This window comes from Cellulophaga baltica 18 (assembly GCF_000468615.2).
GTDB lineage: Bacteria > Bacteroidota > Bacteroidia > Flavobacteriales > Flavobacteriaceae > Cellulophaga > Cellulophaga baltica.
Map to the genome: position 1 here is coordinate 2507998 of NZ_CP009976.1, position 25731 is coordinate 2533728.

Genomic DNA, 25731 nt, shown 5'->3' on the forward strand with positions numbered 1-25731 from the left:
AGTATTTATTTCTTAAAGATCAAATCTCACAATATATGAAAAGTAAAGACACCGCACCAAAAAACGAAAAGCTTAGTACGCAACCTTTTCCTAATTCTAAAAAGATTTATGTAGCAGGAAAACTACATCCACAATTAAAAGTGGCTATGCGAGAAATTGCGTTGAGTGATACTAAAGATTCTTTGACAGGAAAGCTTACTCCCAACGAGCCAGTTACAGTTTATGATACTTCAGGTCCTTATACAGACCCTAACATAGAAATAAACGTTCACAAAGGAATAGATAGAATCCGTGAACAGTGGATTTTAGAGCGTGGAGATGTGGAGCAATTAGAGGGGTTTACCTCAGAATATTGTAATGAACGTCTCAATGATAAGAGTTTAGATCATATGCGTTTTTCACTTTTAAAAAAGCCAATGCGTGCTAAAGAGGGTAAAAATGTAACGCAGCTGCATTATGCTAAAAAGGGAATAATCACTCCAGAAATGGAATACATTGCTATTCGTGAGAATCAGCGTATGGAAGAAATGACCGAAATTGCAAAACAGCACAAAGGAGAACATTTTGGCGCGGCCATTCCTAATAAAATTACGGCAGAATTTGTACGGGAAGAAGTGGCTAGAGGTAGAGCTGTAATTCCTAGTAATATAAATCACCCAGAAGCAGAACCCATGATTTTGGGTCGTAACTTTTTGGTGAAGATAAACGCCAATATTGGTAACTCTGCCGTTACCTCTTCCATAGAAGAAGAAGTAGAAAAAGCGGTTTGGGCATGCCGTTGGGGTGCCGATAATATTATGGATTTGTCCACAGGGCAAAACATCCATGAAACGAGAGAATGGATTATTCGTAACTCTCCAGTTCCTGTAGGGACTGTGCCTATTTACCAAGCTTTAGAAAAAGTAAATGGCGTTGCAGAAGATCTTACTTGGGAAATTTTTAGAGATACACTTATTGAGCAAGCAGAGCAAGGAGTAGATTACTTCACAATTCATGCAGGTGTTTTATTGCGTTATGTGCCTATGACGGCTAAACGCGTTACAGGTATTGTTTCTCGTGGAGGTTCTATTATGGCTAAATGGTGTTTAGCACATCATAAAGAGAGTTTCTTGTATACGCATTTTGAAGATATTTGTGAGATTTTAAAACAATACGATGTAGCGTTTTCTTTAGGAGATGGTTTACGTCCTGGATCTGTTGCAGATGCTAATGATGAGGCACAATTTGCAGAGTTAGAAACATTGGGGGAACTCACAAAAATAGCACGTAAGCATGAGGTACAATGTTTTATAGAGGGCCCTGGTCACGTACCAATGCATATGATCAAAGAAAATATGGAGAAACAAATAGAACTTTGTGATGAAGCTCCTTTTTATACGTTAGGACCTTTAACAACAGATATCGCGCCAGGATATGACCATATTACCTCCGGTATTGGAGCCGCTATGATTGGTTGGTTTGGCTGCGCTATGCTATGTTATGTAACACCAAAAGAACACTTAGGGTTGCCTAACAAACAAGATGTGAGAACAGGAGTAATTACGTACAAACTAGCGGCCCATGCAGCCGATTTAGCAAAGGGGCACCCGGGGGCGCAACATAGAGATAATGCTTTATCAAAAGCGCGATTTGAATTTAGATGGGAAGATCAGTTTAATTTGGGACTAGATCCAGAATTAGCTCGAGAGTACCATGATGAAACCTTGCCTGCCGATGGGGCAAAAGTGGCACATTTCTGTTCCATGTGTGGACCTAAATTTTGTTCCATGAAGATATCTCAAGAAGTAAGAGATTTTGCCGCGGAGCATGATATTGTAGATAATGAAGTCATTCAAAAAGGAATGGAGGAAAAGTCTAAAGAATTTAAAGATAAAGGGTCAGAAGTATATTTGTAGTATACACTGGAGGTTCCTACGCCTTGAAAGAAGGCGTAGTCGGGCTTTCCGTTATATCTTTTGCCTATTCGTATAAGTTTATGTCGTTTTACGCCATAAATTTACACCAACAGCAAAAGGATGCCACTGCAATCCCTAACCCAAAAAAATATGATAGTTCTTATAGCGCCAGAAGAAGATATTACCAATGAAATTGAAATTTTACACCAGCTTTTTGAAGCCGGTTTGGTCTATTTTCATTTAAGAAAGCCTTCTAAAAATTATCAAGAGCATTGTGATTATTTAGATTTGATAGATGAGAAGTACCATAACCGTATCGTTGTGCATTATTTTCATGAATTAGTGAATGCCTATAATTTAAAAGGCATTCATTTTCAGGAGCAAAAAAGAATAGATCATATAGATAATCCAGGGCAGTATTTTAAACCGCTCAATATGTATGGTAAAACCATCAGTTCTTCATTTCATGATCCAGACGTTTTAAAGGCTTGTGAGTTTGAGTTTGATTATCATTTGCTTAGTCCCGTTTTTTCTTCAATTTCTAAAAAAGGATATGAAGGCAAAGGTTTTAAGGTAAGCCATATTCAAAAACGGATTATTGGTATGGGCGGTGTCACAGAAAACAATATAGAAGAACTACATGAATTAGGGTATCAAGGCATAGGCGTTTTAGGGGGCGTATGGAATAGCGGTTCCCCTCTAGCAGCGTTTACAGCCATGCAACACTACTACAATAAATAATAAAACTACGGACTAATATATTTTAAATAGAATACCCATGCAATTACCAAATTTACACTACATATCGCAAGGAGAAACACCTCAAGAGCATTTAAATAATATCAAAAGTGCCTGTACGGCAGGTGCAGCATTGGTACAGCTACGCTTAAAAAATTTAAGTCCTAAAAAGGTTTTGAAATTTGCTACAGAAGCCAGAGAAATTACAGATCACTATCAAACTAGATTGATAATAAATGATCACTATAGAATAGCCAAAGAGGTAAAAGCAGATGGTGTTCATTTAGGAAGAACAGATACTTGCCCGTCTATTGCTAGAAAACATTTAGAAAGCTGGCAGATTATTGGCGGTACTGCAAATACTATTGGTGATTGTAATCTATTACTTACTAAGAAAGTAGATTATATAGGTTTAGGGCCTTATCATTTTACAAAAACAAAAGAGCGTCTAAGCCCTATTTTGGGAATAGAAGGTTATGCAACGATCATGAAGGAGCTACAAACAACTATTCCTGTTATCGCGGTAGGCGGTATTGCAATAAATGATGTTGCTAAAATTCTAGAAACGGGAATTTACGGGGTAGCAGTAGCCTCAGAAATCACTAAAAATTTTAATAGCATTAATCTATTTAAGAAAGCGTTAGAAAAAACAGGCATTGAAGAACAGGTGTGGAGACCTAATCTAAATCAATAAATATGGCAGATATATTGAACATAGCAGATAAAACATTTAAATCACGTTTATTTACGGGGACTGGTAAATTTTCTAGTGCGCAAGTAATGGAAGAAGCTATTCTTGCTTCAGAGAGTGAGTTGGTTACTGTAGCTTTGAAACGGGTAGATTTAGAAGATGAAGCCGATGATATTTTAAGCCATTTAACGAGTGGTAGGATAAATTTATTACCGAATACCTCTGGGGTTCGTACTGCAAAAGAAGCTGTCTTTGCAGCGCAATTATCCAGAGAAGCGCTGAACACTAATTGGATAAAATTAGAAATTCATCCAGACCCTCGGTATTTATTGCCTGACCCTATAGAAACCTTAATAGCTGCCGAAGAATTAGTGAAGCTAGGCTTCGTAGTTATGCCATACATACATGCAGATCCAGTATTGTGCAAACGCTTAGAAGATGTAGGGGTTCAATGTGTGATGCCACTAGGCGCTCCTATTGGTAGTAATAAAGGAATAAAAACAGAAGATTTTTTAAAAATCATTATAGAACAAAGCAATGTGCCTGTAATTGTAGATGCGGGTATTGGTGCCCCATCTCATGCCGCTTATGCTATGGAGCTCGGGGCAGATGCTGTCTTAGTAAATACAGCAATAGCCGTTTCTCAGAACCCAATAGCTATGGGCCATGCCTTTAAAATGGCCGTAGAAGCAGGAAGAATGGCCTATTTGGCAAAATTAGCACCTATTAAAGAGCGCGCAGAAGCCAGCAGCCCTTTAACTTCTTTTTTAAACGAAATTTAAAAGTACACTATGTCATTTAAAACCACATTTGAGCAGTATGATTGGGATACCTTGGAAAAGGAAATCTATGCCGTAACCACTGCTGAGGTTGCTCAAATACTTCAAAAAGAAAAAATAGGATTGGAAGATTTTAAAGCCTTAATTTCTCCAGCCGCAAAACCTTTTTTGGAGCAAATGGCACAGCGCAGCAATCAGCTAACGAAAAAAAGATTTGGGAATACTATGCAGATGTATATTCCTATGTATCTGTCTAATGAATGTCAGAATATTTGCACTTATTGCGGTTTTAGTATGACCAACAAAATTCCTAGGAAAACCTTAACCGATGCGGAGATTTTAAAAGAAGTATCTAAAATAAAAAGCTTAGGATATGATCATATTTTATTAGTTACTGGTGAGGCTAATAAAACGGTAGGAGTGTCGTATATAAAGCATGCTATCGAATTAATAAAAAACAATTTCTCCAATATAAGCATGGAGGTACAACCACTAGACCAAGAGGAATACGAAACCTTAGTTACTGCAGGCTTATATGCTGTTTTGGTGTATCAAGAAACGTATCACGAAGCTACCTATAAAGTACATCACCCGAAAGGGAAAAAATCAAACTTTCAATACCGTTTAGATACTCCGGATAGATTGGGGAAAGCGGGAATCCACAAAATAGGTATCGGTGCTTTATTTGGCTTAGAAGATTGGCGCGTAGATAGTTTTTATACGGCTTTGCATTTACGGTATTTGCAAAAGACCTATTGGAAAACGAAGTATTCTATTTCTTTCCCAAGATTGCGCCCTTTTGAAGGTGATGTTGCTCCTAAAGTAGAAATGACAGATTCAGATTTGGTGCAATTAATTTGTGCGTATCGCTTGCTCGATGAAGATGTGGAATTATCTATGTCTACCCGAGAAAGTGAAAAATTCAGGGATCATATCATTCATTTAGGTATTACGTCTATCAGTGCGGAATCTAAAACCAACCCTGGAGGGTATAGTGTAGAACCGCAATCCTTAGAGCAGTTTGAAATTTCTGACGAGCGTTCTACAGCCGAAATAAAAGCGATGATTCAATCTCAAGGTTATGAGGTTGTATTCAAAGATTGGGATAAAGCCTATTCTTAAACTTATAGAACGGCTTTTTCTTGTAGTTTCAGTGTCATTTTATCCGCATCAAAAGTGGCCTTAATACCAATAGGAAGTGTCATGTTGTTTTTTACATGCCCAAAACTCATACCGTAGGCTGCAGGAATATTTAAGGGTTTGAGTCGGTCTAAAATCACCTCTCTGAGGGTAAAGCTTCCTGAAGCCGCCGGTTTATCACAGCCATTACAAACACCCACCATAATACCTGCAGCATGTTTAAAAGTGGCACTTTGTATTAATTGGGTAAGCATCCGATCTATGCGGTAAGGAGCTTCTTCTACATCCTCTATAAAAACAATGGCATCGGTAAAATCTATTTCATGTGGAGTACCAATTAACGCATTGATGAGGGTTAAACTTCCACCCACCAATGTACCCGTAGCTTTTCCAGGAGTAATTGTATACCTATCAAATTCTGGATTGTTTAATAGCGTTTCATCTTCAAGAATAGCATTTTTTATTAGCAGCTGATGTTCAGGATGAATGATAACATTTTCCAGTTGTTGTATAGAATATTTATCATCTAGAGTGCTCCCAACCGGACCATGAAAAGTTACAAGTCCGGTCTCTGAGTATATGCCATTGGCTAGGGCTGTAATATCACTAAATCCAACAAGCACTTTTGGGTTGTTTTTAATTAACTCATAATTCAAAAGATGCATGATTCTTGTACAACCGTAGCCACCTCTAGCGCATAAGATCCCGTCTATATTAGGATTGGCAAACATTTCATTAATGTCCGCAGCGCGCTCCGTATCGGTATTGCTAAAATAACCGTGGTTCCAAAGTAGGCGCTCCGTATGATATGGAACAAATCCCATGGCAACTAAAGTTTCTTTAGCTTTCTCTAATACTTCAGGTTTTACCGCATAACCTGGGGCAATTAAACCTATAGTGTCGCCTTTTTTAAGACGTTTAGGTTTGATAGTTTCTGTAGTTTTTTCATTCTGTTTTACGTTGGCGAAAATAGAAAAGGGGAGGAGCGACACTGCGGATACACCTATAAAACTACTGAAAAAAGTTCTGCGAGATTTCATTTTGGTTTATTAAAGTTGATTGACTTAGATCATGAAAACACGAATTTATGACTCTCTGTCGGGCCATAAATTAGGATGCTCCCCACTATACCCTAATTTAGGGATGGCATTAATCTCTTGAATTTCTTTTTGCGTTAATTCGAAACTAAAAATATCAATATTTTCTTTAATTCGTTCTTTAGTGGTAGATTTTGGAATAACGATAACATCATGCTGTGTTACCCATCGTAAACAAACCTTGGCAACCGTAGTCTGATACTTTTTAGCAATAGATTTCAGTATGTTATTGTTTAGAATCTCACCTCTGCCCAAGGGAGACCAAGATTGTACCGTAATATTTTTAGCTTTACAATAGGCCGTAACATCTGGTTGCCAATATCCAGGATGAAACTCTATCTGATTAATAGCGGGTAAGACGCGTGCTGTTTTAAAAAGCGCTTCTAAATGTTCTGGCCAAAAATTACTAACTCCAATCGACTTTATCTTCCCTTCGGTTTGTAGATCTTCCATGGCGCGCCATGCTTCCGCATTTGCATGCTGCCAATTATCATAATTCTTTGCATTTGCAGGCCAATGAATTAAGTATAGGTCTATGTATTCTAATTCTAATTTTTGTAGAGAGGTTTCAAATTCAGATTTAGCCTCTTTATAGGAAAGATTTTCTCTCCATAATTTTGTAGTAACTTTTATTTCTTCTCTAGGAACACCACTTAGTTTGATGCCTTTACCCACTGCTTCTTCATTGTTGTATTTTGCGGCAGTATCTAATAAGCGATATCCGTTTTCTAAGGCAAATTTTACTGCTTCAATGCCTTCTTGTTCTGCTGCTTTATACGTTCCAAAACCTACAATAGGTAATTTGTTTCCGTCATTTAAAACCATCTCTTTCATGTAGTCTCTCTTTATAATTAACTTCTGGGGTGCTACCAAATTTTGAAGCTAGTGTAAAACTATTAATTTTTATTATTATAGTATTTCTGAAGGGTATAAAACGCTTTTTTCTTTTCGCCTTTTTCAGAAATTAACCCTTTTCTATTGTATTCATCTTGTATTTCTGGTAAGAGCCTTCTTGGGGATCTAAAGTCCACTAATATCCAAGGAGAAAAGCCACTTAATTGATCAATTTTATCAATCATTTTTAAGGTTTCTTCATAAAGATATTCTTGGTATTCTTCATTCCAACGTTCTTCTTTAGGACCATGTAATCCAAATTTAGCACCGGCACCGAACTCAGAAATAAGAACAGGTTTATTGTATTGAATATTCCAACTAATGGTTTGACATTTTTCAATAGTGCCGTCATACCAGCCAATATATTGGTTAAAGCTTAAAATATCTACCACTTCAGCAAACGGATCATGAATGGTCCGCACAAGCGGATTTCCTTCGTAATTACTTTGCTCTAAGGCCGCACTTATTAAACGCGTAGGATCTTGTTCTTTAGTATATTTTGCCAACCGTGTTAAAAAAGTATTTCGTGCGTCTGTGGTGGGGGTTTCATTAGCCATAGACCAGATGATTACACTAGCCCTGTTTTTGTCTCTTTGGATTACTTCAGAAAGTTGGTTTTTAGCATTGTCATACGTAGATTCATTATCCCAAGAAATGGTCCAATAAACCGGATTTTCTTCCCAGACTAAAATGCCCATTTTATCAGCTAAGCGCAGCATATGTTCGTTATGCGGATAATGTGCTAAACGCACATAGTTACAGCCCAATTCTTGAGCCCATTCTAGTAGTTGTTTTGAGTCCGCTAAAGAATTTCCTCTACCGCCTGTTATCGGGCTCTCTTCATGAATAGAAATCCCCTTTAAAAATATTTTCTTTCCATTTAATAGAATATCAGCGCCTTGGGTAGCAATGGTTCTAAAGCCAATTTCATCGGTTGTAGTATCGGTAGCTGTCGTGAAAATAACCTTGTATACCTGTGGATTTTTTGTAGACCAAAGTTTTATATTAGATGCGCTAATGTCAATGTTTATTTTTCCATTAGCATCGGTTTTAAACCTCTTTTTTATTTTTAACGCTGGAATTTCTATGGTTACCTCTTGGCCAATAATATGGGTGCCATTTAAGCTTAGGTATCCAGTAATTTTTTTAGAATTCTCATTATCTAAATGTATAAAATAGTCAGAAATAAAGGTTTCGCTTGTTTCAATTATTTTTACATCTCGGGTAATTCCTCCATAATTCCACCAATCTGTATTAAGTGTTGGTACCGCGTCTTTTTCTCTTTTATTATCTACTTTGGTAATTAGAAAATTCTCTTTTTCTTTTAATAGATGCGTCACTTCAAAATTAAATGGAGTAAACCCTCCTAAATGTTGCCCTATTTTTTTACCATTAAGGTAAACATCTGTTTTGTAGTTTGATGCTTCAAAATATATAAAGACTCTATTTGAATGTTCTTTTTTCGTATAATCAAATGATTTTTTGTACCAAACAGAACCTTCATAATAGTACAATTTTTCTTTCTGTGTATTCCAATCACTAGGTACGGTAATCGTATCCATCTTATCAAAATCATATTCGATTAAATCAGATTTGGACGTAGGTTTAGAATTGGTAAAAAAGGCAGATCTTTCTGGAATTTCTTGATTTTCAAACGGTTCATAGCGGTAATTATAAAATCCGTTTTCATAAGGGTCTACTATATAATTCCATTGGCCATTCAAGGATGTATAATCTCTATTATAGCTGTTAGATATGCTCACAGATTGAGCATGGGAAATAGATAAGGTGATCAAGAAAAAAAATACTAATCCTTTAATTTTCATTGTGGTGTGTTTGAATTAAGACGCTAAGTAACCTACTCAAATAATAAGTAGGTTATAATTTTTGGCTCCTCTAAAAATAGGGAATTTGCAACTGAAGCTCAAGGATTTTTAAGCTTAAAAGCTAGTTTTATTTCTTCTCGATGGTTACCAAAAAAAATGCACTTTATAGACCAGCTATAAAGTGCATTTTTAAAATCTTCAAGGATACTTATTCTACAGATACGTCGAAAGATACTAAAATATCAGTTTCTCCTCCTGCACTTTCAATACCATCGTTTGGTTTTGTAGGTTCATGACGTAGTGTGAAGGTTATAGCTCCTGAGCTTGCGGCACCAGTAGTTAAGGTAAAGGTTGTTCCCAATGGATTTCCATCTTCATCAAAACTAGTATACTCGGTTGTGGCATCAAGTCCAGAACTTATCGTATAGAAAAATTGGTGCTCGTCACTTTCTTCTGCTACTTCTTCCGTAATATCTTCGGCAGGACTCTCTGTTTCATTTAATAAAACGATAGCACCATTATAGGTTGTTCCGGCAACTAAATTTCCGGATACGGTAATTACGGGAGCATCTGATCCGTCACCATCTAAATCTCTAGATTGTAAGGTAATGGTTTCACTATCATCAGTTGGCGTTAATGTTACGGTCATGGTAGTAATTACTTCTTCCTCATTAACAATTTCTGGAGTATCATCATCATTATCTGAGCATGATGCAAATGATATTGCTGCTACTACTGCTAAACTTAATGTTTTGATTGTTTTCATTGTACTTTTTTTTTGAATAGATTAATAATTAAATTTAAGATTGAATAAAAAGTTTCTCCCCAAATCATCGGCGTAATACCGCAGGCTATTGAGGTAATTTCTGTATCGGGTATTTAAAAGGTTTGTAACATTGAAGCCTACACTTAGGTTAGATTTTTCAGTGACCGGAACAGCTATGCTAGACCTAAAATTTAATAGGTGATACGCTTCAGGCGGAGTGCTAACATCTACCAATTCAAAAGATTCTGATTGAGCAATGTATACTTCAAAATTGGTATTTGGATATTCATTTTGACGAAAAGCATACGTGCTTTGCAGGGCTAGCTTTAAATTATTTGCCTTAGGATTCTCATACGTAATTTCATTGGTAGTATTCACCGAAGGCATACTAATTAAAGCACCGCCACCCTGGCGATCATAACCTTTTACTAAAGAAAATTGATGGTTGAAATTAACATGAGAACTAAGTGCATAAGTAGCGTCAATGTCTACACCTAGTAATTGCGCATTGGTTTGCCGGTATTCCCACACTTGAAAATTTCCTCTTATCGTTTGCTCTACTTTAGTGGGTTCTATTACAATAAAGTCATGGATGTTATTTATAAAAGGTTGAATTGAAAACCCGAAAACAGTTCCTTCTTTTTGTAAGGTTAGTGCAACTTTGTTCGCAATTTCGCTTTTGAAGCTCAAATCTCCTAACTCAATTCTTGAAGCGGAATGGTGCAAACCTTCGCTGAACAATTCAGAAGGGTTGGGCACCCGTGAGGCCAAAGAGTAATTAAAAAATAATTTAAGCTTATCGTTGAAAGAGTAGGTGGAGCCTATTGTTCCTGATGCATTGAAAAAATTATATTGAGGATTTGTTAGCAACTGATTGTCATATTCTTCCACGACTATTTCAGGAAATAGGGCAGCATAATTTCTTGATTCCCAAAAGGAGGTCCTGTAAAATTTGAAAACATCCATATAGGTAAAATCAAATCTTGCCCCCGCTTCTAATAACCAATTATCTTGTAATTGAGCAGTGCTAATGCCATAAACTCCTAAGTCATATTTCTCATAATCAGGAATTAACCTTCGAACACCAGTAGACGGATCTGCAAAATTATCCTGATACCTAGCCATGAAACCTGATTTTAGAGAGATGTTTTCAGATAAGTTACTATCAATATCTACTAATAGGGTATGTGTTTTCAGTACTAAGTCTAAGGACGGGGTATCCGAATCATCACCAACACGAATGTCATATTCCAATCTCTGATTTTGCTGAAAATCATATTGAAGATTTACTTTTCCAAAACCGTTAAACTTTTTAAAAGCTTTTATACGCGCCAAATGATGTGTAATGTCTTGTTTCGGGTACGTAATAGCATAGGTAAAATCATTAAGTACCAAAGGAATAGTGCTGTTTATAGCTCTAACTTGATCTTCAGCGCCACCAATATGTGATGCGGTTAATATTCCTATTTCATTTTTGTAAAAAGAATAATAGCCTTCAATACCGTAATTGAACTTGTTAAAGCCTACGCGTACAGATGCATTGCGTTCAAAAGTTCCCGTGTTACTCAAAACATACTCTGGAGCTTCAAAATCGCCATAGCGTTTAATGGTTCCTTGTAATGTGCCGAACCACCCGTTATCATCGCTTTTTGTGAGCTTAGAAGTTAGTGTAGAGCCACTTCCATTAGAGCTAGCGGAAAGCAATGTTTTACCATAAAGGCTATCTTTAATAAATATCTTTTCTGGTGCTGTTATTATAACACCTGCAATAGCATCACCACCGTATTGTATGGCACTGGCTCCTTTTAGTACGGTTATATTTTCGGCAGTATTTATATCAATATTTGGAGCATGTTCTACCCCCCATTCTTGATCTTCCATACGTACTCCATTATTTATTAGGATCACGCGGCTGCTATGTAAACCATTGATTATAGGTTTAACAACAGTGCTTCCTGTATTTAAAGAGCTTACTCCAGATAAACTATTTAAAGCATCACCTAAGGAACCATTGCTAAATTGTTCAATCTTTTCCCCACTTAAAGTATTTTGAGCTAGGGTATTAGATTTTTTATTTTGGGCATGCCCTTTCAGTACTATTTCATTTAAGGCTTCCAAATGGTGCTCTAGTTGAAAGGTCTTAATCGTATTTCCATCCACCGTTATGTTATGACCACTTGTTAAACAATAGGGATGTGAAATTTGAATAGCATAGGTTTGGTCACATAGATTTTGGATGCTAAAATTTCCATTGATATCAGTGACTACCGTTTGTTCTGATCCTGCAATAATAATCATCGCCCCAACTAGAGCGGTACCGTCATGTAAGTCTATTACTTTACCAGATAGTGTATTATTGCAGATTTGCGAAAATGAAGGTAAGCTGCATATTAGCAGTACCATCAGTGCATAAATGCGCATAAAGATTCTTGATTAAATTTTAAAAAATATGTTTTTTAAATTAAGCAAGAAAACTAGGAGGACCCCTTAATGAGGTGTTGTTGTTAAGGAAAGTATTGATAAATTGAGTTGCAAAACTAGTAGTTGCTTTTAAAGAAAAAGCAGTTTTTACAAACTCTGGATAGGATGAAATATCATAGGTGAAGGAAAAGAAGTGAAAGTCGCAAATGTGACAATCAAGAGATTTCTGATGAATATGAGTTTTTTGGTTATCCTGATCTTTACAGGTTGTATGCTCATGATTTTCAAAAGAATGCACAAATTGAATTGCTAAAGGCAACATCATAAACAACAGTAGGAATACTGCTGTTAGTGCTTTAGAAATGTAATTTGTCTTTTTCATTTTTAGCGATAGCTAGCCGCAAATCTAAAAAACAAATCAACACAGAAAAACTTTATAGCTTATATTGTAATTCTTTAACTTTTCGTTAAGTTTTAGTAAGATCTACTTCTTATCAAATTTTGAGGCTCTTAGTGTTGCTAACATAGCATTTTTATCGTTAATACTATTGTGACTCATATTGATGATAAAATCATAACCCTCGATGTACGTTCTATACATGTTTTGTTCCATTAGCGTACTACCGTTTTGTGACAATTTGATGTTGAACACTTCAAACGCTATATTATCTATGGTTTCTTTACTTGAAGTAGAATCTACTTGTACGCCTTGAGAGGCAAAAATAGAATAAATAACATCTTTTATCTGTGGGTATTTATCATTCCATTCGTTTTCATAGGTTTCTTCAAAAGGAATGATGGTTGCTTGAAATTTTGTTATTTCATCAGATCGAAGCACAAAGAGTCCTATTTCTTTTCCACTAACATAGACACTTTCTCCCGAATTTTCAATAAGAGCTAAACCTTCATGAATATCTTGATCTACTTTTCTAGCACTTTCAATGTCCCAACCATCAATTAAATTAATAGTCCATCCTATCTCAGAAGCATGGAAGGTTTTATTTTCGGTGGTACAACCATAAACAAGAAAACTAACGAAGCAAAATGCAGTTATTTTAAATTTCATAGGGTAGTTTGTAGGTGTGGTTCATTAAATAGTTATACACGTAAAGTAAATGGTGGTCTTGCTGTGTATGGTTTACCTTTTGCTAATTCCAATAGCATTTGGAATAGACCAGAATACGTTGTTATCATCATTTTCATTAAAGCCAGTTTCATAGCTTCCCATTTTTTCTACTTTAGTTTCATTATAGTGCATGTAGAATGATGCTTCGGGGCCGCCTTCTAAATACATTAAATTGTATACTTCCAAAGAAGAATTCAAGAGGATATTAATAAAATCATGAACGGAATATGGAGAGCGTGTAAATATAAAAAGGGCATTACCTTCCTTATCTTTTCCGATAACCACCATGCTCCATTTTTTAGATTGCTGTCCCCATTTATTTTTCTGATTGCAATCTACCATGCGGATAGATTGTGTATAAGAGTTGTATTGATGTTTTAGTTCATCCCAGTTTTGACAGGTTCTATCAATAATTTGAAACTCAGGAACGCTATCATTTTTTCGGTTGAAAGCGGCAATTGTATTGTCTTTGCTTAAGCGACCATTGTTGGTGAAATTAAAATTTTTCATAAAACCCACGTTGGTGGCAAAGTCTTGCATGTACATACCCGCGTTAATAACTGCAATTTGATTTTTATCTTGTGCCCACTTTTTAGCCGTTTTAATGCGTTCCCCATTTTCTTTGGCGCTCAATAAATTAAGGTTATATAATTTTGTAGAAATCTTTAAGATATTGATCTTACTGTCTCCAAGGCTAGATTTTTTTGGAGCATCGTATTCGGCATAGTATAAACCTTCATCAATTTTATTCCAGCTGATCTCACCGGCATCAGAAAATTCATTAAAGGAGAATAGAAGAATAATGGCAGCAGCAAAAAGAAAGGATAATAGGTATTTCATGGTTTTATATTTAAGGCAATAAAGATTGGGGTTTTCTAAGGCACATCAGATCAGAGTAAATATACGCTTAGTTTGTAATATTCCCTAAAATACAGAGGGTTGCTCTTTCAAGTTTGTGTACTAAGACTTTTATAATTTCAAGGTATACTGCTGTTTAATTTTTAATTCCGGTTTGTGACAAAAGAGATATAAGCTTATTAGAAAAAACCATTCTAAAGGTTTCATAGCCACATAGGTGATACTTGATAAGCTTGGAGTATTTATTTTCGTAGAAAGGTTATACCCATATCGGTCATAATTTTTACGAATCACGTGGTGTAGTTTTGGGGAGAAATCTTGAATCATTTCCTCAAAAGCATTCGCAATGAGTAATTGCCTATTTACAATAATGGGCCTGCCATTGCGCTGGCCTAATCTAATCGGTTTTACAATAGTAGGATGGCCAGAAGCGGCTACGGTACATAAATAATGTCCTTTATGATCTAAGACTGGTGGATGCATTTGTTGCGATAGTTTCCAGGTGGTAGTTTCTGTAAATACCTTAATAAGAGCATCAGGAGCTTGGCCAAATAAAATAAGGACTAGCGTACATATAAAAAATACAGGAAATAGGAATACAAGTATCCAAAGCGGGTTTCTGCTTTTATATAATAGAAAACACTGAATTTTGTGTAGATAAGGATTAGCATAAGTTCTATCTGCGGTTTCTGTAAGCTGTTCCGTAACTACTTTGTACATTAGAAGTATACCCACACACAAGGCTGCAACAGGGGCAAATAGTAGTAAGATGTGTTCCGTATCACTTATGTACATATCTAAGCTGGTGGTATCGTGGGTTGAGGTTTGGTATATAATGACGAGATTCAAAATAATTCCTAGTACTATAAATACCATAGAAAGTACCAAACTCAAAGGAGGTAATTTTTTACTTCTTGTCCACACCAAAAAAAGCGAAACATTAAAGGCAACAAAGTAAAATAGTAGGGTGAGTATGTGTTGCTGCGAGAAAGGGTTGTAGCATTCTCCATCTACAGGATCTATAGCTTTATAATATGGATTGCTATGAAATAGTAAGCCAATGAGAAATAAGAAGAGTGTAAATATATATACAGAACCAATGATAAGTTCTATAGGTTTAGCGGTTATTTTAGAACGTTTTAATACAAGCCAAACTAGAAATACTATGAATACTAAAAATATGCCTAGAATAAATAATGCTGCCATTAAAAACTAAGAATTATAGCGGTTACTTTTGGGACTGATCAGATTTAGTTTAATTATAACCATAAGAAGAAATAAAGGGACTTATTTTAAATCGCTAATTTTATTTTTTGACTCTTTTAAGAAACTAAAAAATAATGCAGCAGTCAATACGCTCCAAAATAGTCTATAGCTCCATATACCTACTTCAAAACCTAAAATCTCTGATCGGTCTATAGCATTTTCAAAAAAGCTGTACACTACAGTTGCCAATGCAAAAATTCCTAAAGCAAGCGATATGTATTTTTTCATATTATTTTGTACTTGGGTTGTTTACTGCTAAATCAAACCTTGTATTTTCTCAAATATACTACTTTTAAAAGGCTTAGATATGTTCTTTTTTAAATACTTGGGTAGACTCTCTTAGTATCAGATCTGTTTGTAAAATAATTTCTTTCAGTTCTATTGGTTTATTTTTTTTATGATTTTTAATTTCTTTGTAAAGTTGCTTAAAGGCTGTTTTGCCCATTAAGAAACCGGGCTGATTTATTGTGGTAAGACTAGGAGATATTACAGAAGACATAAACCAATTGCTAAACCCTACCACCGCAATGTCATTAGGTACAGCTATACCTTTTTCTTGAAACGCTGTCAAGGCGCCAATGGCAACTAAATCGGTATTTATAAAGATGCCATCAACATCTGTATGATCTTCTAATAGTTGTAATGCATTGGTTTTACCTTCCTCAAAACTTTTATCTCCACATTCACAGATGTAAACTAGTGAAGGGTCATAGTCCATTTGATTATCTAACAAAGCCTTCTTGTAGCCTAAAAAACGATCTATTGAATTCTGCGGCAATAAGGCACCTCTAAAATGCGCTATTTTCTTACAACCTATATCAATTAAGTGTTGCGTAGCATCATATGCTGCTTTGCGGTCATCAATAATAACTTTAGAACAGCGTACTAATTTTGCAATTTTATCAAACATAACGAGTGGCTTATCCTGAGCAACAATTTCATTGAGGTGCATAAAATCGGCCGTACCATTTGCTAAGGAAATAAGAATACCATCTACACGTTGCTGCATTAATAAATTAAGCTGTTTTTTTTCTAATTTATACGATTCATTAGACTGTAAAATAATTACCAAATAGCCTTTCTTTTCTGCCTGAGAGATAATTCCTTTAATTACACTAGAAAAAAAGTGATGTACTACCTCGGGAACTATTAAACCAATAGTTTTCGTCTCTTTATTGCGTAAGTTAACCGCTAAACTATTAGGCTTGTAATTTAAAGTTTTAGCCAATTCATGAACTAATGCTTTCGTTTTTTTACTAACATCAGGATAATCCTTCAATGCTTTGGAAGCTGTAGATACAGATATATTTAATTTTTGAGCTATTTCTTTTAAGGTTGCCGGCTTCATAGTCTAAATATAGGTTTTGCTTTCAAAAGTAAGTTAGAAATAAAAATCGAAATCGTTTTAGTTAATTACGAAATCATTTTCGTAAGCTAAAATTGCAAAACAAATTAATTATGATTTATCTTGGTAATTAATTTAGCAAAAGTGGCTATACTTTACTATAAGTCAGCGTCTTAAAACTAAACTAAATAACATAGTATTCTAAAACCAAAAACTTGAAAACAAAACCAAGAACGATAGACATTCTCTGTGTAGGTGAAATTTTAATAGATTTTATAGGTCATCAATCCGGAATGGGAATTGATAATACGAGAGATTATCACCGCTATTTAGGAGGTTCTCCTACCAATGTAGCGATGAATGCAGCACGATTGGGGTTAAATCCCGCGCTTGTGGCTTCCGTTGGTGATGATGGTTTTGGGTCTTATATTTTTAAACGATTAGATGAGGTGGGGATTTCTACAAAATACATCACTAAGAAAAAGAACAAACCCACCAGTGTTATCTTCGTTTCAAGAACAGCGGGTACGCCAGATTTTATTCCGTTTAGACAAGCCGATAAAGCAATCACGGAAAAACAATTAAGTAAAGCCTTACTATTAGATAGTAAAATATTTCATACCACCTGCTTTGCCCTAAGTAAAAACCCTGCGCAGGCTACGATTCTTAAAAAAGCGCAAGAAGCTTTTGAATTGGGCTGTCAATTAAGTATTGATGTGAATTATGCGAGAAAACTTTGGAAGAGTAGGGCAGAAGCATTAAGAGTTATCAAAGCCTATTGTAAATTTAATCCACTCGTTAAAATTAGCGAGGATGATATGCTTCGCTTGTTTAAGAAAGAAGTACCGCATGATGAAATTTTTAACTTCTTTCATTCTGAGGGGGTGACTACAGTATGTTTGACATTGGGGAGTAAAGGTGTTAAGCTTTCAAAACAAGGCTATGGTGTCATCACTTTACCAGCAATTAAGGTAGACAAAATTATGGATGCCACCGGTGCAGGAGATGCTTTTTGGTCAGGATTTTTATTTGCTTATATCAATGAAAAACCCATTGAAAAGTGCTTAGAAGTGGCTCTTAAATTAGCGGCGTTAAAGCTTCAAAATGTAGGGCGACTCCCAGATAATATTAATATTATTTCAGAATTATTATAAGCAATTCATTATAGCAATAGACAATAAGTTATTATAAACCTCAGATATGACAGAGATTAGAAATGGTGTAATGCTAAACGCTTACCCAGATAGTATTGGAAGCAAATTGAGCGATACTATTGAGGTATTACAAATGCCCGAATTTGAAGATGTTTTTTCATTATTCTATATACTACCTACTTTCTTTAATAGTGATTTAGATCGTGGTTTTTCTATTATTGATTATGACTTTAACCAAGAACTTGTTTCGAAAGAAGACCTTAAAGCTTTAGCCGCATTGCGCATTATGCTTAAGTTTGATATTGTTTTAAATCACCTTTCTGTTGCTTCCCCGCAATTTAAAGATATGTTGCAATATGGGAAAGCATCAAAATATAAAGATTTTTTTATTGATTGGAATCAGTTTTGGGAGGGCCATGGAGAACTAGCAGATAATGGAGTGATTATACCTGATGCTAAACATTTGAATAAGTTATTCATGCGTAAATCTGGACTACCGATACTTAAAGTTATCTTCCCAGATGGAACAGAAAAGCCCTATTGGAATACCTTTTACCAAGAAATTAAGTATCAGCCAATAGCAATAGGTGATGTATCTAATTTAAATGTATCAGAGAAAATAGCAGTAGCTATTTGTGAAACCATGAATGCAGCGATAGCGACGCAACAAGATTTTAGAACTCTTAATCTAGGAGCTCACGAAATATATAAAGATCAGATCCTAGCAATTATAGAAAAGAAGCGGTCGTATTTAGGGCAGATGGATGTAAATGCAAAGTCGCCCTTAGTATGGGAGTTCTACAAAGAGACCTTACAAAAAGTGCGAAGTTATGGGTGTAATGTGCTTAGGTTAGATGCTTTTGCCTACTTGCATAAAGAAGTGGGACAAACTAATTTTTTTAATACACCGGGTACTTGGGATTATTTAGAGCGCATTAATAAAATTGCACAAGAAAATGAGTTACAACTCTTACCAGAAATCCATGCGGAATACGGATTACATCTTCATGATGAGGTAGCGGCTAAAGGATATGTTATATATGATTTTTTCTTACCAGGTTTAACCATTCATGCTTTAGAAAAAGGTACCAATAAAGCGCTTCTGAAATGGGCGAATGAGATTGTTGCTAAAAATTATACTACCGTAAATATGTTAGGATGCCATGATGGTATTCCTGTGCTAGACCTTAAAGGAAAAGAAGTACAGGGTGTGTACCAGGAGGGTTTATTAGCCGATAAAGAAATAGAAGAAATTATGGACACCATTATTGCGCGTGGTGGAAGGGTTAAAAATCTTTATGATCCGTCAGGGAAGAAAATTTCTTATTACCAAGTCAATGCTACTTTTTATAGTGCTTTGGGAGAAAGTGATCAGAAATTATTATTGGCAAGAGCTATTCAATTATTTATGCCCGGTACACCTCAGATATGGTATTTAGATTTATTTGCAGGTAAAAACAATTATGAAGCTGCTGATCATGGTGGTAGTGGAGGGCACAAAGAAATAAATAGGACCACCCTATCTCTTGAAGAAATTAAAAAAAGCCTAGCAACACCAGTAGTGCTAAAACAATTAAAACTATTGCGTTTAAGAAATACTAATGCGGCTTTTACAGGAAAACTGACTATTGCAGCAACTACGGAGCATGAGCTCGATTTTTCATGGGTTGAAGGCAGTAATAGCGTCCGGTTAAAAGCTGATCTCTCTTCCTATAAATTTGAAATAACGATAATAGGTACTGATGAAAAAGAAGTGCTGAATTTTTAATGCCGTATATTTTACACATTTTACTGCGAATCGGCCTTATTTTTTAAGATGCTAGAAAATACGTAACTTTATTTTTTTACCTAGTAGAATATTAATTTTTTAACATATCTAGCGCTGTAATTTGCTGTAAGCTATTGTGTTATATGGATTTTATTTTTTTACATTGTAATGAAAATTTAACACACAAGGAACCAATAAAAAAAATACTTTTGACACAGCATAAATCTGTGTTTTAATTATGAAAAAGAACTCACTACTTGTAGTTTTATTAGTACTTATCAGTACGTCACTTTTTGCACAAGATGAGCTGCCAATTCGTATTCCTGATACAGAAATTAAAAGTCTTCCTAGTGTCTTCAATAAATCATTACAAAATAGCCTTGAGAAAGAATTAAAATCAAATCCACAGTGGAGGAAATTAATCTCAGAAAAGAAAATGGCTGTTGGTGTGGTAGATTTAAGCAATCCAGAGCAAACAAGATTTGCAAGAATCAATGGTAATCATATGATGTATGCTGCTAGCTTACCTAAAATTGCTATTCTTTTAGCGGCTATGGATGCTATTGAAAAAGGCCAGTTAAAAGAAACTAAGGAAGTTAAGGCAGATATGCGTTTAATGATTAGTAAATCTAACAACCAAGCCTCTACTAGAATGATAGACCGTGTAGGGTACAAGAAAATAGAAGATGTCATGACAGATCCTAAATATGCTTTTTATGATGAGCATAAAGGAGGAGGTCTTTGGGTAGGCAAACGCTACGGTAGCGGAGGTGATACTAACAGAGAACCTTTAAAAAACTTAAGTCATGCAGCTACGGTTACGCAAGTTTGTAGGTATTATTATTTACTAGCTAATGGGAAATTAGTGAACGAAAAGCGTTCTAAGCAAATGTTGGCCATTATGGAAAATCCAGACTTGCATCACAAATTTGTAAATACCTTAGATCAAATTGCTCCAGATGCCCGTTTGTTTAGAAAATCTGGTTCTTGGCGTACTTTCCATTCAGATTCTATATTGGTTTGGGGAGATGATCCAGACCGCCGTTATATTCTAGTAGCTTTAATAGATGATGCGAATGGAGAGCAAATTATTAGAGATTTAGTAAAACCAGTAGAAAAAGTTTTAAAAAAGCGAATATCTTTGGCTAGTAACTAGCATTATTTTAAACCTTTCATGCTCCTAAACTTAATTAAGAAAACATTTGATATAAGAGAAGGAGAGTTTAAAATTTCTTTCTACATGTTGGCGTATATATTTTTGGTAATAGCCTCTTTGCTAATTATCAAGCCAACAGTAAACGCCTTATTTTTATCGGAATTAGGAGTAGAAAACCTTCCCTTGGCTTTTCTTTTAGTTGCCGCAACCGCAATAGTAAGCTCTTATGCCTATTCTAGGGCATTAGCGCGTTTTTCACTAAAAAAAATAATTAGATTTACCTTATCGGTTTCTATAATCCTTAGTATTGCTCTTGCCTTATTGCTGAGGTTTCATTACTTAAATAAGTGGGCACTCTATTTTTTTTACGTGTGGGTAGCCATTCACGCTGTTCTCTCCGCATCACAGTTTTGGGTCATGGCAAATTTGGTGTACAACGCCAGAGAAGCCAAGCGTCTGTTCGGGTTTATTGGTTCTGGGGCTATTCTAGGCGGAATTTTAGGAGGGTACTTAACATCATTATTAGCGCCGCTTATTGGCAATGAAAATGTAATATTCATTGCCGCCTTGTTTTTAGGGATTTGTATCGCCTTGCTAAATAAAATATGGAAAGCCAGAATTATCAAACTAAATACATTTAAGCAGAAGAAGCGCACCGGAGTGCCAGAGGTAAAACCAATTACATTAATTAAAAACTCTAAGCACCTAACCTATCTAGCGGGTATTGTGGGGGTCAGTGTTATTGTTGCGAAACTGGTAGACTATCTGTACAGTGATTTTGCTTCTGCACGTATTCCAGACCCAGATGAGCTGACTTCTTTCTTTGCTTTTTGGTTTTCCACCTTCAATTTATTATCGCTATTAATTCAATTATTTTTTACGCAAAGAGTTGTAGGTATTTGGGGCGTTGGTTTTTCTTTAATGTTATTGCCTTTAGGAATATTCTTGGGAGCAGCATTATTTTTTGTTGTTCCAGAATTATCGGTAATCATTTTTATTAAAGCGGTAGATGGCACCTTAAAGCAATCTATTCATAAGAGTGCTACGGAACTGTTATCCTTACCCTTACCTTTTGACCTTAAAAACAAAACAAAGTCTTTTATAGATGTTGTTGTAGATAGTGTAGCTACTGGTATCGCAGGTTTTATCTTAATTTTTGCTATTAAGGGGTTAGATTTACCCATATACTATATTACTTCAATTATCATATTTCTTGTGGGGATTTGGATGTTTTTTATTTATAAAGTTAGAAAAGAATACTTTCAAACCTTTAGAGAAAACCTTGCCGAGTTAGCCAATATTAAAATAAAAGATACTTCCGTTGTAAAGAACGTTTCAGTGGTAGAAGGTATGAAGACAGTATTTAAATCAGGATCAGAATCTCAAATCTTATTTATGCTGCAAAAACTACAGGAAATCAATGACAAACGATTTATAAAAGAGGTAGAATTACTGGTAGAGCACCCTTCGGTTAAAATAAAAACTGCAGCGATTCAAAGTCTTTATTTTTTGAATAGTAAAAGTATGATTTCTCAAATACCAGAATTGCTAAAAAGTGAGGATGAGGATTTGGTAGCGGCTACATTGGCTTACTTATTATTACACGCTCAAAAGAATGAAGCTATTGTATTTGATGCTTATTTGGATGACGAAAATTTATTAGTAGCCACAACAGCATTGCTCTGTTTGGCACGGGAGTCTAGAGATAATTATTCATTGCGTAAAAATTATAAACTAACCGAACGAATAGCTAGGGAGATTGCAGCGGTTAAAGAAAATGAAGCAGATGTAGACCGATTGCAGATTCTATTGAAAACAATAGGGGCTGCTAATATTGCAAGCTTTCATGACATCCTAAAAGAATACCTATTGCACTCTTCGGAAGCGGTACAGAAAACCGCCATTTATGCCGCAGGACAAACCTTAAGTCCGGAGTTTATTCCATTACTTGTTGGCTTTTTACCTAATAAAAGTTTGAGAAATACAGCCCTGTTAGCACTACAGAACTATGGGCAGCAAATACAGCCTACCTTGTTAGATATGGTTAAAACTCATGAGGTTTCTATAGAAGTTGCTAGGTTTATTCCGCTAGTATTTAAAGCATTTCATTCGCAAGATTCTGTCCGTAACCTATTTCGCTTACTAGAGGATAAAGATTTAGCGGTGCGGCTATCAGCAATTAGAGCCTTGAGCGACTTAAAAGCCGACTTTCCTAGCCTTCACTTTAATAATGCTAAAATTGTTTCTAGTATTTATGAGGAGTGCAAATTGTATCATAATACCTTATCTGCGATGCATACGCAGATTATAGTTTCTTATCGAAATAGAAAAAAAACAAAAGAAATAGTTTCTGAAGCAGAACGCGATGCACGTGCAAGTTTATTAGAATTATTAGAGCGAAGATTGGATGCAGGTTTAGAACGTATTTTTAAATTATTAGGATTAAAATATAAGCAGAACGATATTACCATTGCCTATGCGGGCTTGGTAAGTGAAAAACAGGAGGCAAGAACTAATGCTATAGAATTTTTAGATAATTTACTTTCAGGAGAATTAAAACGAAAATTACTTCCTATTATAGAGAGCAGCGTGGTAGATGTAACTTCTGAAGAAATAATACATCAATTTAAACAAAAGATATTAACGGAATTAGAATGCTTCCAATTGCTATTAGAAGCTAATGATCAAAAGCTAAAGCTTGCTGTTTTCTTTTTGATCGGTAAGCAACAAGATAAAAAATTTATTCCCTTGCTAGAAAAGTATTTGGAAGATGATAATTTCAAAATACAATCTTTTGCAAAAGAAGCCTTGGAAGAATTGCATAAAATAGTATAGCCCTCTTTATACACAAAAAGAGAGCTATACTTAGAGCGTTTTTATACTAAAGCGCCATTGGCTCCAATCACCTGACCAGAAATCCATTTAGAATCATCGCTTGATAAAAACAATACTACCTTAGCAATATCTATAGGTTTTGCCAATCTATTAAAGGCATTCATGCCTCGAAGTTTTGTGAGTGTTTCTTCAGATTTTCCATCTAAAAACATATCTGTTTCTGTGGCTCCTGGAGCAATTGCATTTACAGATATTCCTCTTCCAATTTCTTTAGAGAATACACGTGTCATTTGTTCTACCGCAGCTTTTGTAGCCGAATAAAGAGAATAGGTTGGCAACATCAATTTAGCGGTACTAGAAGAAAAGTTGATGATTATACCGTTATCCGCTAATTTAGAACTGGCTTCTTGTAGCGTATTGAATACCCCTTTAACATTGACATTAAATAGGGTACTAAAATCGTCTTCGCTACTATTTTTCAATAGTTTAGAAACCATGGTTCCGGCGTTGTTTACTAGAACATCAATTTTACCATAAGCTTCAAGAGTAGCATCAAATAAGGCGGTTACTTCCTTTTTTTTGCTCACATCCGCTTTAAATGAAAATGCACTTCCGCCGTTAGCAACTATTTGAGCAACGGTTTCTTTAGCTTCCTTTTCACTGTTAGAGTGATTTATGACCACTTTTGCACCGTTTTTAGCCAATAGTAAGGCTGTTTCTTTACCAATACCTTTAGAGGATCCTGTTACGATAATTACTTTATTGTATACCATGTTTTGTTGTTATAGGTTTTATTTAATTTATAAGTAGCGCCAATAGCTAGAAATACGGCTATGGCTACAAGAATAAGTTTAGGTTCTGGTCTAGCCAGGAGTTCAAGTACAATAGCGCTCAACATGGTAATCAATAAAAAGGCAAACGCTATTTTTTCTAACGTTTGTTTTTTATAGACAAATGCGAATATTAAAAGAACTGCTAAAGCTACTTCAGAAATGCCAGTGAATATTCTAAAAAAAGTTGCAGGTATACCTAGCGCAATTTCAATTTGCTTAAAGCCTTCTATGCTTCGAGGCATTCCTGTTAATTTAGGAAATGCAAAAAATACCATGATGATGATGGTGATAGCATTTAAAATATTTTCCTTAATGACGTTCATATTGCACTTATTTTAAGGCAATCAATTTATCGGAAATTAATTTTAAATTAGATTCATTGAGTTCTGGACTTGGTGCCAAAGGATATAATTGTGCGCCGGGTCTGCTGATAAAAGCAGCTCTCCAATTTGCCCAGAGTGCACCCGCAATATCCCAGCCATGTGCAGCTACAAGTAAACACTCTTGGGGTTTTACACCCATTTTTCGTGCAGCCCAATCATACGCATCTGCATGAGGCTTAAATTTTCCGATATCTTCTACACTCAAGCGCTCTTCAAATAAATCTATTAATCCAGAATTTTCAAACTGTGTTTTTACACCTATGTTTGATGAGTTAGTGAAAGAGACCAAAGTGTAACCAGCCTTTTTTAAATTTTCTAAAGAAGATCTAACTTCTGGATGTGCAGGTAGTGATCGCAAGGGTGTGAGAATGGCTTCTGTAGCTTCGTCTTTAGATATTGTGATTCCGTTGTTTGAGGCTACCATTTGTAGTGCAGCAACGCCTACGATTCCAAAATCATGATACTGCCTTGCTACTGTGTCTACTAATGAATATTGTAGCATGGTGGTAAACCATAAGGATAGTAAATCATTTCTCTTGCCTAAGGCATTCCCTACGCTTTCTCTCATTGCGTTTAGGTCTAATAAGGTTTCGTTTACATCAAAGAAAATTACTTTAGGACGGTCTGTCAAAAGGGTAGGTTCTATGTTTTTTTTGGTATCATTCGCAGAAAAACCTAAGTGTGGGGCAGCAATACCCGCTAAGCCTAATAAGGCAGATTTTTTTACGAAATTTCTTCTTTGTTCATTTTGTTGACTCAT

23 protein-coding genes are annotated in these 25731 nt (G+C 35.5%); 9 read left to right on the top strand and 14 right to left on the bottom strand.

Annotated features, from left to right (window positions below; translation table 11 throughout):
- The first annotated feature begins 35 nt into the window (after positions 1-35).
- The 5 genes from thiC to thiH all read left to right on the top strand — a co-directional run bounded on the left by thiC (position 36) and on the right by thiH (position 5225).
- Positions 36-1895 carry a phosphomethylpyrimidine synthase ThiC gene (gene thiC / locus M666_RS10600; RefSeq protein WP_029445831.1) on the top strand — a complete coding sequence of 620 codons (1860 nt, stop codon included), beginning with the start codon at positions 36-38 and terminating at the stop codon, positions 1893-1895.
- A 150-nt stretch (positions 1896-2045) separates the two neighbouring features.
- Positions 2046-2636 (top strand): thiamine phosphate synthase, encoded by a 591-nt coding sequence (locus M666_RS10605; protein ID WP_029445832.1) that lies wholly within the window; start codon positions 2046-2048, stop codon positions 2634-2636.
- Between the two features lie 37 nt (positions 2637-2673).
- On the top strand, positions 2674-3327 hold the full coding sequence (gene thiE / locus M666_RS10610) for a thiamine phosphate synthase (RefSeq protein ID WP_029445833.1): 654 nt from the start codon (positions 2674-2676) through the stop codon (positions 3325-3327).
- A gap of 2 nt (positions 3328-3329) precedes the next feature.
- On the top strand, positions 3330-4106 hold the full coding sequence (locus tag M666_RS10615; protein ID WP_029445834.1) for a thiazole synthase: 777 nt from the start codon (positions 3330-3332) through the stop codon (positions 4104-4106).
- A 9-nt stretch (positions 4107-4115) separates the two neighbouring features.
- Entirely contained in the window at positions 4116-5225 is a 1110-nt protein-coding gene (thiH, locus tag M666_RS10620; protein ID WP_029445835.1) for a 2-iminoacetate synthase ThiH, read from the top strand.
- A gap of 2 nt (positions 5226-5227) precedes the next feature.
- Here thiH and M666_RS10625 read toward each other — a convergent pair whose 3' ends face one another.
- The 11 genes from M666_RS10625 to M666_RS10675 form a co-directional block, all read right to left on the bottom strand.
- Complete coding sequence (locus M666_RS10625) at positions 5228-6283, bottom strand: S66 peptidase family protein (protein WP_029445836.1); 1056 nt, start codon at positions 6281-6283, stop codon at positions 5228-5230.
- Positions 6284-6328: 45 nt separating this feature from the next.
- Entirely contained in the window at positions 6329-7174 is an 846-nt protein-coding gene (locus M666_RS10630) for an aldo/keto reductase (RefSeq protein WP_029445837.1), read from the bottom strand.
- A 62-nt stretch (positions 7175-7236) separates the two neighbouring features.
- Positions 7237-9060, bottom strand: a complete 1824-nt coding sequence (locus tag M666_RS10635) for a glycoside hydrolase family 2 protein (RefSeq protein ID WP_029445838.1) — start codon at positions 9058-9060, stop codon at positions 7237-7239.
- Between the two features lie 208 nt (positions 9061-9268).
- The gene (locus tag M666_RS10640; protein ID WP_029445839.1) at positions 9269-9826 is read right to left on the bottom strand and encodes a hypothetical protein; all 558 of its coding nucleotides are present in this window, start codon (positions 9824-9826) and stop codon (positions 9269-9271) included.
- Between the two features lie 21 nt (positions 9827-9847).
- Positions 9848-12247 carry a TonB-dependent receptor gene (locus M666_RS10645; RefSeq protein WP_029445840.1) on the bottom strand — a complete coding sequence of 800 codons (2400 nt, stop codon included), beginning with the start codon at positions 12245-12247 and terminating at the stop codon, positions 9848-9850.
- Positions 12248-12287: 40 nt separating this feature from the next.
- Positions 12288-12629, bottom strand: coding sequence for a hypothetical protein (locus M666_RS10650; RefSeq protein WP_029445841.1), 342 nt, complete (start codon positions 12627-12629; stop codon positions 12288-12290).
- Between the two features lie 102 nt (positions 12630-12731).
- A complete protein-coding gene (locus M666_RS10655; protein ID WP_029445842.1) occupies positions 12732-13313 on the bottom strand; it encodes a hypothetical protein in 582 nt (193 codons plus the stop codon).
- A gap of 72 nt (positions 13314-13385) precedes the next feature.
- Positions 13386-14213 carry a phosphodiester glycosidase family protein gene (locus M666_RS10660; protein ID WP_029445843.1) on the bottom strand — a complete coding sequence of 276 codons (828 nt, stop codon included), beginning with the start codon at positions 14211-14213 and terminating at the stop codon, positions 13386-13388.
- Positions 14214-14342: 129 nt separating this feature from the next.
- Complete coding sequence (locus tag M666_RS10665) at positions 14343-15437, bottom strand: DUF6688 domain-containing protein (protein WP_029445844.1); 1095 nt, start codon at positions 15435-15437, stop codon at positions 14343-14345.
- A gap of 81 nt (positions 15438-15518) precedes the next feature.
- Entirely contained in the window at positions 15519-15725 is a 207-nt protein-coding gene (locus M666_RS10670) for a hypothetical protein (protein WP_029445845.1), read from the bottom strand.
- A 73-nt stretch (positions 15726-15798) separates the two neighbouring features.
- On the bottom strand, positions 15799-16845 hold the full coding sequence (locus M666_RS10675; protein WP_029445846.1) for a LacI family DNA-binding transcriptional regulator: 1047 nt from the start codon (positions 16843-16845) through the stop codon (positions 15799-15801).
- Positions 16846-17057: 212 nt separating this feature from the next.
- Here M666_RS10675 and M666_RS10680 point away from each other — a divergent pair, with 212 nt between their 5' ends.
- From M666_RS10680 to M666_RS10695, 4 genes are all read left to right on the top strand, one after another.
- Positions 17058-17996 carry a carbohydrate kinase family protein gene (locus M666_RS10680; RefSeq protein WP_025614529.1) on the top strand — a complete coding sequence of 313 codons (939 nt, stop codon included), beginning with the start codon at positions 17058-17060 and terminating at the stop codon, positions 17994-17996.
- A 46-nt stretch (positions 17997-18042) separates the two neighbouring features.
- Entirely contained in the window at positions 18043-19764 is a 1722-nt protein-coding gene (locus tag M666_RS10685; protein ID WP_029445847.1) for an alpha-amylase family protein, read from the top strand.
- A gap of 238 nt (positions 19765-20002) precedes the next feature.
- On the top strand, positions 20003-20920 hold the full coding sequence (locus M666_RS10690; RefSeq protein ID WP_025614531.1) for a serine hydrolase: 918 nt from the start codon (positions 20003-20005) through the stop codon (positions 20918-20920).
- 18 nt (positions 20921-20938) lie between these two features.
- The gene (locus tag M666_RS10695; RefSeq protein WP_029445848.1) at positions 20939-23755 is read left to right on the top strand and encodes a hypothetical protein; all 2817 of its coding nucleotides are present in this window, start codon (positions 20939-20941) and stop codon (positions 23753-23755) included.
- 41 nt (positions 23756-23796) lie between these two features.
- On the opposite strand, the gene M666_RS10700 is transcribed toward M666_RS10695, so the two are convergent.
- Genes M666_RS10700 through M666_RS10710 form a run of 3 tightly spaced genes read right to left on the bottom strand, consistent with a single transcriptional unit; the run spans position 23797 to position 25731 of the window.
- Entirely contained in the window at positions 23797-24528 is a 732-nt protein-coding gene (locus tag M666_RS10700; protein ID WP_029445849.1) for an SDR family oxidoreductase, read from the bottom strand.
- A complete protein-coding gene (locus M666_RS10705; protein ID WP_029445850.1) occupies positions 24510-24911 on the bottom strand; it encodes a DoxX family protein in 402 nt (133 codons plus the stop codon). Before M666_RS10705 ends, M666_RS10700 begins: the two co-directional genes overlap by 19 nt.
- A 7-nt stretch (positions 24912-24918) precedes the next feature.
- On the bottom strand, positions 24919-25731 hold the full coding sequence (locus M666_RS10710; RefSeq protein ID WP_029445851.1) for a haloacid dehalogenase type II: 813 nt from the start codon (positions 25729-25731) through the stop codon (positions 24919-24921).

Bases quoted from the DNA above. Each gene is read 5' to 3' on its own strand.
- thiC (WP_029445831.1), top strand. From the start codon at position 36: ATGAAAAGTAAAGACACCGCACCAAAAAACGAAAAGCTTAGTACGCAA.
- M666_RS10605 (WP_029445832.1), top strand. From the start codon at position 2,046: ATGATAGTTCTTATAGCGCCAGAAGAAGATATTACCAATGAAATTGAA.
- thiE (WP_029445833.1), top strand. From the start codon at position 2,674: ATGCAATTACCAAATTTACACTACATATCGCAAGGAGAAACACCTCAA.
- M666_RS10615 (WP_029445834.1), top strand. From the start codon at position 3,330: ATGGCAGATATATTGAACATAGCAGATAAAACATTTAAATCACGTTTA.
- thiH (WP_029445835.1), top strand. From the start codon at position 4,116: ATGTCATTTAAAACCACATTTGAGCAGTATGATTGGGATACCTTGGAA.
- M666_RS10625 (WP_029445836.1), bottom strand. From the start codon at position 6,283: ATGAAATCTCGCAGAACTTTTTTCAGTAGTTTTATAGGTGTATCCGCA.
- M666_RS10630 (WP_029445837.1), bottom strand. From the start codon at position 7,174: ATGAAAGAGATGGTTTTAAATGACGGAAACAAATTACCTATTGTAGGT.
- M666_RS10635 (WP_029445838.1), bottom strand. From the start codon at position 9,060: ATGAAAATTAAAGGATTAGTATTTTTTTTCTTGATCACCTTATCTATT.
- M666_RS10640 (WP_029445839.1), bottom strand. From the start codon at position 9,826: ATGAAAACAATCAAAACATTAAGTTTAGCAGTAGTAGCAGCAATATCA.
- M666_RS10645 (WP_029445840.1), bottom strand. From the start codon at position 12,247: ATGCGCATTTATGCACTGATGGTACTGCTAATATGCAGCTTACCTTCA.
- M666_RS10650 (WP_029445841.1), bottom strand. From the start codon at position 12,629: ATGAAAAAGACAAATTACATTTCTAAAGCACTAACAGCAGTATTCCTA.
- M666_RS10655 (WP_029445842.1), bottom strand. From the start codon at position 13,313: ATGAAATTTAAAATAACTGCATTTTGCTTCGTTAGTTTTCTTGTTTAT.
- M666_RS10660 (WP_029445843.1), bottom strand. From the start codon at position 14,213: ATGAAATACCTATTATCCTTTCTTTTTGCTGCTGCCATTATTCTTCTA.
- M666_RS10665 (WP_029445844.1), bottom strand. From the start codon at position 15,437: ATGGCAGCATTATTTATTCTAGGCATATTTTTAGTATTCATAGTATTT.
- M666_RS10670 (WP_029445845.1), bottom strand. From the start codon at position 15,725: ATGAAAAAATACATATCGCTTGCTTTAGGAATTTTTGCATTGGCAACT.
- M666_RS10675 (WP_029445846.1), bottom strand. From the start codon at position 16,845: ATGAAGCCGGCAACCTTAAAAGAAATAGCTCAAAAATTAAATATATCT.
- M666_RS10685 (WP_029445847.1), top strand. From the start codon at position 18,043: ATGACAGAGATTAGAAATGGTGTAATGCTAAACGCTTACCCAGATAGT.
- M666_RS10690 (WP_025614531.1), top strand. From the start codon at position 20,003: ATGAAAAAGAACTCACTACTTGTAGTTTTATTAGTACTTATCAGTACG.
- M666_RS10695 (WP_029445848.1), top strand. From the start codon at position 20,939: ATGCTCCTAAACTTAATTAAGAAAACATTTGATATAAGAGAAGGAGAG.
- M666_RS10700 (WP_029445849.1), bottom strand. From the start codon at position 24,528: ATGGTATACAATAAAGTAATTATCGTAACAGGATCCTCTAAAGGTATT.
- M666_RS10705 (WP_029445850.1), bottom strand. From the start codon at position 24,911: ATGAACGTCATTAAGGAAAATATTTTAAATGCTATCACCATCATCATC.
- M666_RS10710 (WP_029445851.1), bottom strand. From the start codon at position 25,731: ATGAGTCAACAAAATGAACAAAGAAGAAATTTCGTAAAAAAATCTGCC.